Here is an 8,287-nt window from a genome sequence, read left to right as displayed (position 1 = left end):
CCGCTGCCTTCACCCCTTTTACCGGTGGCCGGCGCCACCGATGAACCAGTTTCCCCGGATGAAGAAGTCGTGTTGAGGCCCTGGCTGGTGGAGGGGTTTTTGTTTCCCGCCGGTCAGGTCGCCGAGATGTTTTTGAAGGGTGGCTTTTCTCGGGATGTGGTCATGCTGTCCGCCGGCTGGCACTACTGGCGCCGGGTCACGCTCTGGGCCATGGAGCTGATGGTCAGGCAGCGGTTTATCCCCCTGCTGGATGAAAAAAGCTATCAGGCCGTCTGGAGGCCCGCGTTCAACGCCAGGGAAGACCTCTCCCGGTTGGAGTTGCTGGCCCGGTCCATGCCACCGGTATGCCGTGCCGTGGCCGCTTTGAAAAATGGCCCCGGCCCGCCGGAAGGGATCGCAACCATCCTCCCGGCGCCCGACATCCTGGTGATGGATTTTGTCCGCCAGGTGGTGCAGGAAAAGATATCCGGATGGCTGGTCTCATCGCCCGGTGCACGGATCAAGGGCCGTCAAAACAGTCCGGCCGCTCGCTGGGTGCAGGCGCTGGTCCGTGGGGGAGGGCCGGTGGAATTGCCGCAGGACATGCTCAAGGAAATGACCGGGCAGTTAATAGCCTGGCGCTTGCCCTTGTCCCGGCGCCGGCAGGTTTCTTTTCGCACCTGTTTCCGCCTGGAACCGCCGCCCGCTGACGAAGAAACCTGGACTTTGAGTTTCTTCTTGCAGGCCGTGGATGACCCAAGCCTGCTGGTGCCGGTGGAGATGGTGTGGAAGGAAAGCGGTGCCGCCTTAACTTTCCTGCACCGGCGCTTTGAAAACCCCCAGGAGCGCCTCCTGGCCGACCTGGGTCAGGCCTGCCGGCTTTTCCCGCCGCTGGAGAGGTCCTTGCAGGAACCCTGTCCCACCCGTTGTGAACTCACCACTGCCGAGGCGTATGCTTTCCTGAAGCAGGCCGTGCCGTTGTTTCAGGAAAGGGGTTTGGGCGTGCAGGTACCTTCCTGGTGGGGTGGGGGAGCTGACGGACCCGTTCCGGGTATGCGTTTAAAGTTGAGAAGATATAAGGAAGGGCAGAGTGAAGGGGTGGGCCGGGGAATCCTCGGACTGGATACCCTGGTGGAGTTCCAATGGGAACTGGCCCTGGGCGGGGAGACCATCAGCAGGGAAGAATTTGAAAAGCTGGTGGCCTTAAAGCTTCCTCTGGTGCAAGTGAGGGGGCGGTGGGTGGAACTTGTGCCCCGGCAGGTGGAAAAGATCCTGGAAGTGCTGGCCGGAAGCAGGGAAAATAATGTTATCACCCTGGGGGAGGCCATGCGCCTGGCGGCGGGTATGCAGACCCGGTCCGGCCTGGAGCTTGATGACCTGCCCGTGCTGGACGTGACGGGAGAGGGAGAACTGTCCCCGCTGCTGGAGAAATTGAAGAATGATGATAAACTGGACCCGCAGCCGTTGCCGGCGGGGTTCCGGGGACAGTTGCGCCCGTACCAGGAAAGGGGCTTTTCCTGGCTGGCCTTTCTAGCCCGCATGGGCATGGGCGGCTGCCTGGCCGATGATATGGGACTGGGCAAGACCGTGCAGTTTATTGCTTTTTTGCTGCACCGCCTGGAAGAGGGGCGAGCCCGGGGGCCGTCCCTGCTGGTATGCCCCACTTCAGTGGTGGGCAACTGGCAGCGGGAAGTGGCCCGTTTCGCACCGGACTTGAAGGTTCTGGTTCATCACGGGCCGCAGCGGTTGCGGGGTAAGAAGTTTGTCCGGGAGGCTGGTGCCTGCCACCTTGTCCTCACTACTTATTCCCTGGTTCAGCGGGACGAACGTCTGCTGGCGGAAGTGGAATGGGACGGGGTGGTTCTGGACGAGGCCCAGAACATCAAAAACCCGGCTGCCAAACAGACCCGCAGCGTGAAGAAATTAAAAGCGGGCTACCGCTTTGCCCTTACCGGCACACCGGTGGAGAACCGCCTTTCGGAACTTTGGTCCATCATGGACTTTTTAAACCCCGGTTTTTTAGGCCCGGCGGCCGATTTCAACCGCCGTTTCGCCCTGCCTGTAGAGCGGTACGGGAACCGGGAAAAGACCCGGCGGCTGCAGCAGCTGGTGAAGCCGTTCATCCTGCGCAGGGTGAAAACCGACCCCCGTATTATCCAGGACCTGCCGGAAAAACAGGAAAGCCGGGTCTACTGTAATCTCACCAGGGAGCAGGCCACCCTGTATGAAGCGGTGGTCCAGGAGATGATGGAACGCATAGAAAAGGCGGAAGGCATGGAGCGTCGGGGCCTGATCCTGTCTGCTCTCACCAGGTTGAAGCAGATCTGCAACCACCCGGCGCAGTTTCTTGGCGACGGCATACTGTCGGCCCGGCGGTCGGGTAAAATGAAGCGCCTTCTGGAAATGCTGGAAGAAGTGCTGGCCGGCGGCGAGAAGGCGTTGATCTTTACCCAGTTCGCCCGCATGGGGGAAATTTTGAAGAACCACCTGCAGGCCCAATTTGGCCGGGAGGTACTTTTCCTGCATGGTGGTGTGGGCCAGCGCCAGCGGGACCGCATGGTGGAACGCTTCCAGCAGCAGGGCGGGCCGCCGTTTTTCGTAATTTCCCTGAAGGCCGGCGGGGTGGGCCTGAATCTGACGCGGGCCAACCACGTCTTCCACTTCGACCGCTGGTGGAACCCGGCAGTGGAAGACCAGGCCACCGACAGGGCTTTCCGTATAGGTCAGAAACTCAATGTTTTCGTCTACAAGTTTGTCACCGGCGGCACCCTGGAAGAGCGCATAGACCAGTTGATTGAGGAGAAAAAGAGTCTGGCTGCAACTATTGTGACAAGTGCCGAGGAGTGGCTCACGGAAATGACTACTGCAGAATTGCGGGAACTGTTGACCCTGCGTGCCCGGGTACTGGGTGAAGAGTAGGAAGGGGATGGTGAAGGCTTTTGGCTTCCAAAAGAGATTTTGGTGCCACCTGGTGGGGCAGGCGCTGGCTCGAGGTACTGGAATCTTTCGGCTGGGATACGAGGCTACGGCGGGGACGGGCTTACGCCAGGGCGGGCAACGTTCTGGAAATCGATATAAAACCCGGGGTGGTTTCGGCCCGGGTGCAGGGCAGCCGCCCGCGTCCCTACCGGGTGACCATAGAGGTTAAGACCCTTTCAGACCGGGAATGGGAAAGGGTGACAGGTATCATGGCCGGCCGGGCCGTTTTTGCCGCCCTGCTTCTCGCGGGGGAGATGCCCCGGGATATTGAAGAGGCCTTCCGCGAGGCGCGCCTGTCCCTGTTCCCCCGCTCGGCGGGGGATATCAGGACCGATTGTTCGTGTCCCGACTGGGCCAATCCCTGCAAGCATATTGCCGCCGTCTATTACCTGCTGGGAGAGAAATTTGATGAAGACCCCTTTTTCCTCTTCCTGCTCCGGGGCCGCACCCGGGAGCAGTTGATTTCCGCCCTGAGGGAAAAAAGGGCGGCCCGGGTGGAACAGGAAGAGCAGGAGGAGATTGCTCCGGTTTCGCCGGAACCAGCCGGCGGCCCGTCCCTGGAAGGAGAGCTCGACCGCTTCTGGGATGAAGGTGAAGAGCTGACCGGCCTGCGCTTTTGGCCGGTGCCGCCGGAAGTGGAGGCCGGGCTGCTGAAAACCCTTGGACCGCCTCCATTCTGGAAGGGGAAGGAGCCTCCGGACGTGGTTCTGGCCGACATCTACAGGCTCATAAGCCGCCGGGCGCAGGAAGAATGGCCCGGCGATGGTGACCGGGGTGCCGGTTGATCCCGACCGGTGGGCAAGCTCGCTCTTGATTCCGCATGGAAGCCTGTGCGTGAAGCTGGGAGGATAAAATGGAAAAGTTTATTCAAGAAGTCATTATCAGGGAGGTCAATAACCACCGGGGCAAAACCAGCTACCGCACCCCCCTCGTTGGTTTTGCCCGGGCCGGTAACCCCGGGTTTGCTAAATTAAAGGAAGTGGTCGGCCCCGGCCATTTGCTCCCGCAAGACTTATTGCCGGGCGCCCGCTCCGTGGTGGCTTTTTTCCTCCCCTTCACTCCGGAGCTGGTGAAAATCCACCGCCGGGATCCTTACATTAGCCGCCAGTGGGCGGAGGCCTATATTGAAACAAACCGTTTGATCGGCGAAATATGCCGTGTGCTGGCCCGGGAACTGGAAGGCCGGGGGGTAAAGGCCGCCTGGCAGGAGCCCACCCATAATTTTGACCCGGTGGCCCTGGTGTCTTTCTGGTCCCACAAACATGTAGCCTTCCTTTGCGGGTTGGGTACCTTCGGGCTGCACCACATGCTCATCACTCCGTCCGGGTGTGCCGGTCGCCTGGGGAGTCTGGTGGTGGATGTGGATCTCTCCCCAAACCCGCCGGTGGCTGGGGAGAACTGCCTGTACCGGCGGGAAGGAACCTGTACGGCCTGTATCAAGCTCTGCCCCACCGGGGCGTTAAGTGTGGAGGGGCTGGATAAAAAGAAGTGTTACCGGCGCCTTCTGGAAGTGGACGCTTATTACAGCGACCTCGGCCTTTGCGACGTTTGTGGAAAATGCGCCACCGGTCCCTGCTCCCTGGGGGTGCCGTGATGTGCTGGGTTCACCGGGTTCACTGAATATTTACGACGACAGATCTCTGGAGGTGGGTGTGCGACCATGCTAATCCGGGACTTCATGGCCAGAGAGCCCGTATGTCTGCGACCTGATGATACCGTTCATCATGCGGCCAGGATTTTCAGTGAATACGAAATTGACGGGGCTCCGGTGGTAGACGAGACCGGGAAGCTGGTCGGGATCTTTACCAAGACTCATGTTATGCGGGCCATCGCAAAGGGCATGCCCGTGGAAACCGCTGTGCGCCATCTGATGCGCCGGCAGGTGCACACCATATTTGAAGATGACGTACCTGAGAACGCGTGGGAGATGGCCCTGAAGTACGGAATTGGCCGTTTGCCGGTCGTGGACCGGCAGAACCGGCTGGTGGGGATGATGACCCGCACCCGCCTGGTGCAGGCTTTTGAACAAAAATATGAAAATATTATCAGCTTTTTGAATGCAGTTTTAAACTGTGCCCTTACAGGCATTTGTGCGGTTGATGAAAAAGGAACGGTGGTTATTTTCAACCAGTCCGCCGCACGAATTACCGGTCTACCTGTTGACCGGGTGGTGGGCCGCCATCTAGAGGAAGTTATTCCACAATCGGGTTTGCTTAATGTGCTGCAGACGGGCAAGGCCAGTTACGGCCAGAAGATCGTCCTGCACCGGACCACCGTCATTGCCAACCAGGCACCTGTAATTTATGGCCACAAGATTATCGGTGCGGTGAGTCTTTTCCATGATGTTTCCGAAGTAGAAGCACTTTCCCAGCAGCTGGAAACGGTAAAAAGAATGGCCCAGGAACTTGATACCATTATTAATGCATCCAGTGAGGGGATTGCCCTGGTCGATGAAGAAGGCAGATTGATTAAGCTTAACCGCACCTATGAGCAGGTGGAAGGGGTCCCGGGGGAAAAGATCCGGGGGTTGAGGGCGAAGGACCTCGTCCAGAGCGGTTACCTGTCCTTTCTGGCGGTGCTGGCAGCGCTCGAAAAGGGAGGTTCCGCCTGTGTTATCGAACGCCTGCGGACGGGGCGGGAAGTGCTGACCACCGCGACTCCCATAATGGACGAGCAAAACCGTGGCATTCGCCGGATCGTGGTTAACTGCCGGGACCTGACCGAGTTGGCCGAACTGCGCCGCCAGCTGGAAGAAGAGCGGGCTCGTTACCATGCTGAACTGGAAAGTCTACGCTGGGAAGCCCGGGAACCGGGCAGGCTGGTGGCCAAAAGCTCGTCCATGAGGGACGTGCTGGCCGTGGCTCAAAGGGTGGCACCCTATGACAGCAACATTCTCATTCTCGGTGAGTCGGGAACCGGTAAAGATCTCCTGGCCCGCTTTATCCACCAGCGGTCCGCCAGGGCGTCGGGGCCGTTTATCTCCGTTGACTGTGCGGCTATACCGGAGAACCTCCTGGAATCAGAACTTTTTGGCTATACGCCGGGTGCTTTCACCGGTGCCGACCGCCAGGGGAAACCGGGGCTGATTGAAATGGCGGAAGGAGGCACTCTTTTTTTGAATGAGATCGGAGAACTTCCCCCAGGCCTCCAGGCAAAACTCTTAACGGTGATTCAGGAAAAGCAGGTGCGCCGTCTTGGGGGGATAAAGCCGTGCCCTGTAAACTTCCGCTTGATTGCGGCGACCAACAGGGATCTGCAGCAGATGGTCGAGGAGGGTGCTTTTCGAAGGGATCTTTACTACAGGATCAATGTAATACCCATTCGCATCCCTGCTCTGCGGGAGCGCCCCGAGGATATCCCTGTACTGGTGCATCACTTCCTGCATCGTTTCAATAAAAAGTTCAATGTTTTCAGGCAGATAGCCCCTGAAACCATGGAGTGGTTACAAAACTATCCCTGGCCGGGTAATGTCCGGGAACTGGAGAACGTCATGGAGCGGTTGGTGGTTATCTCTCTGGAAGAGGTAATCAGGCCGGGGTCTCTGCCGGAACATATCAGGAAAATGGCCGCTTCCGGACTGGTGAAAAAGGGGAGCCCGGAGCCGGAGTTGCTTTTGAATCTGTACCGGAAGCTGGGGAGTACCAGGAAAGTGGCTGCAGCTTTAGGTGTGAACCAGTCCACTGTAGTAAGGTGGTTGAAGAAATACGGGTACAATCTTTCTACCTCCCGTTCTTAGTCGGGCAGGCACTGTTGCCTGAGGCAGTTAAGGCCGCCTCTGTTAAAACGCCGGAGGTGGCTTTGTTTCTGATGCAAACCCGATGCATTTCGTTTAATGCATCGGGTTTCGGGGGGAAGGGGCATTTTTAAAACTTTAAGGGCAGGCGGGTTGAGATAAATCTGCCAGCCCCTCTTTTTCCTGGCATTATTATTGCAAGAATCTTTAGAATTGAGAGCCAAAGATAGAGTTGGAGAAAGAGGGGGAGTTAATTTATGGAGGACGTGGTAATTGTAGCAGCAGTTAGAACGGCCATTGGTGACTTTGGTGGTGCGTTCAGGGATATGCTTTCCCACCAGCTGGCCGTGCCAGTCATTCAAGAAGTATTGAGGCGGGCCGGCATAACGGGGGATATGGTAGATGATGTAATCCTAGGGAATTGTATCCAGCGTTCAGACGAGCCCAACGTGGCCAGAACGGCAGCCCTGGTGGCCGGTCTACCGGTGCAGGTTACGGGCATGACCATCCAGCGCCAGTGTTCCTCTGCGATGCAGGCCATTGTTTCCGGCTACCAGCAGATCGTCACCGGTGATTCGGAAATTGTGGTGGCCGGGGGTACCGAAGCCATGAGTTCCGTTCCCTATGTGCTGAAGGGTGCCCGCTGGGGTCAACGCCTGCAGCATGGTGAAATGACCGATGCTCTCTGGGAAACTTTGACCGACCCCATTCATCACATTTTAATGGGGGAAACGGCCGAAAGACTGGCGGATAAATACGGGATCACACGGGAGGAACAGGACGAGATCGCCCTGCGCAGCCACCAGAACGCCTGCCGGGCCATTGAAGAAGGCCGCTTTAAGGAAGAAATCGTTCCGGTGTCCGTACCGCAGCGCAAAGGGCCCCCCAGGGTGGTGGACAGGGATGAACACCCCCGCCCGGACGTAACCATGGAAAAGCTGGCGCAGCTCCCGCCGGTTTTCCGCAAGAACGGTACGGTCACGGCCGGCAACGCCTCGGGGCTCAATGACGGCGCGGCGGCTGTTTTGCTCATGTCCGCGTCCAAAGCCAGGGAACTGGGTTTAAAGCCCATGGCTCGCATCGTCAGTTTCGCCCGGGCCGGGGTGGAGCCGGACCTGATGGGTTATGGGCCGGTGCCGGCCATACGTAAGGCGCTCAAGAGGGCCGGGCTTACCCTGGGAGATATCCAGCTGGTTGAATTGAACGAAGCCTTTGCAGCCCAATACCTGGCCTGTGAAAAGCTTCTGGAATTAAATCGAGAGATCACCAATGTCAACGGCAGCGGTATAGCCCTGGGCCATCCCGTAGGATGTACCGGCGCGCGCATAGTGGTAACCCTGCTTTACGAAATGGCCCGCCGCGACCTCCGCCTGGGTCTGGCTTCCCTGTGTGTCGGCGGCGGCATGGGGATGGCTCTGATTTTGGAGAGGGTGTAACGGGTTTCGAGTGTTCAGCTCACCGCAAAAAATATTTTAACAGGAGCGATGTGTATGCATTATCAACTAACGGAGGATCTGGAGATGCTTCGCCAGGTGGTAAGGCGGATGTCTGAAGAGAAGGTGGCTCCACGGGCCGCTGCCATTGACGAAGAAGATG

At 58.4% G+C, this 8,287-nt stretch carries 5 protein-coding genes; all 5 read left to right on the top strand.

Annotated features, from left to right (window positions below; all coding sequences use genetic code 11):
- Positions 1–2,898: DEAD/DEAH box helicase (locus tag ACPLUI_RS07630; protein ID WP_424659672.1), on the top strand; the 2,898-nt coding region annotated here is incomplete at its 5' end.
- Between the two features lie 20 nt (positions 2,899–2,918).
- Positions 2,919–3,743: an SWIM zinc finger family protein gene (locus ACPLUI_RS07625; RefSeq protein ID WP_424659671.1), complete on the top strand. Its 825-nt coding sequence runs from the start codon at positions 2,919–2,921 to the stop codon at positions 3,741–3,743.
- A gap of 68 nt (positions 3,744–3,811) precedes the next feature.
- The gene (locus ACPLUI_RS07620) at positions 3,812–4,552 is read left to right on the top strand and encodes an epoxyqueuosine reductase (RefSeq protein WP_424659670.1); all 741 of its coding nucleotides are present in this window, start codon (positions 3,812–3,814) and stop codon (positions 4,550–4,552) included.
- 66 nt (positions 4,553–4,618) lie between these two features.
- Positions 4,619–6,694: a sigma 54-interacting transcriptional regulator gene (locus ACPLUI_RS07615; RefSeq protein WP_424659669.1), complete on the top strand. Its 2,076-nt coding sequence runs from the start codon at positions 4,619–4,621 to the stop codon at positions 6,692–6,694.
- A 254-nt stretch (positions 6,695–6,948) separates the two neighbouring features.
- Positions 6,949–8,127, top strand: a complete 1,179-nt coding sequence (locus tag ACPLUI_RS07610; protein WP_424659668.1) for an acetyl-CoA C-acetyltransferase — start codon at positions 6,949–6,951, stop codon at positions 8,125–8,127.
- Positions 8,128–8,287 lie beyond the last annotated feature (160 nt).

Source organism: Desulfofundulus sp. (genome assembly GCF_049701015.1).
GTDB lineage: Bacteria > Bacillota > Desulfotomaculia > Desulfotomaculales > Desulfovirgulaceae > Desulfofundulus.
This window is presented reverse-complemented; position numbering and strand designations above follow the sequence as displayed.

What these genes read in the sequence shown, in the direction of transcription:
- ACPLUI_RS07620 (WP_424659670.1), top strand. Translation starts at nt 3,812, where the DNA reads ATGGAAAAGTTTATTCAAGAAGTCATTATCAGGGAGGTCAATAACCAC.
- ACPLUI_RS07615 (WP_424659669.1), top strand. Translation starts at nt 4,619, where the DNA reads ATGCTAATCCGGGACTTCATGGCCAGAGAGCCCGTATGTCTGCGACCT.
- ACPLUI_RS07610 (WP_424659668.1), top strand. Translation starts at nt 6,949, where the DNA reads ATGGAGGACGTGGTAATTGTAGCAGCAGTTAGAACGGCCATTGGTGAC.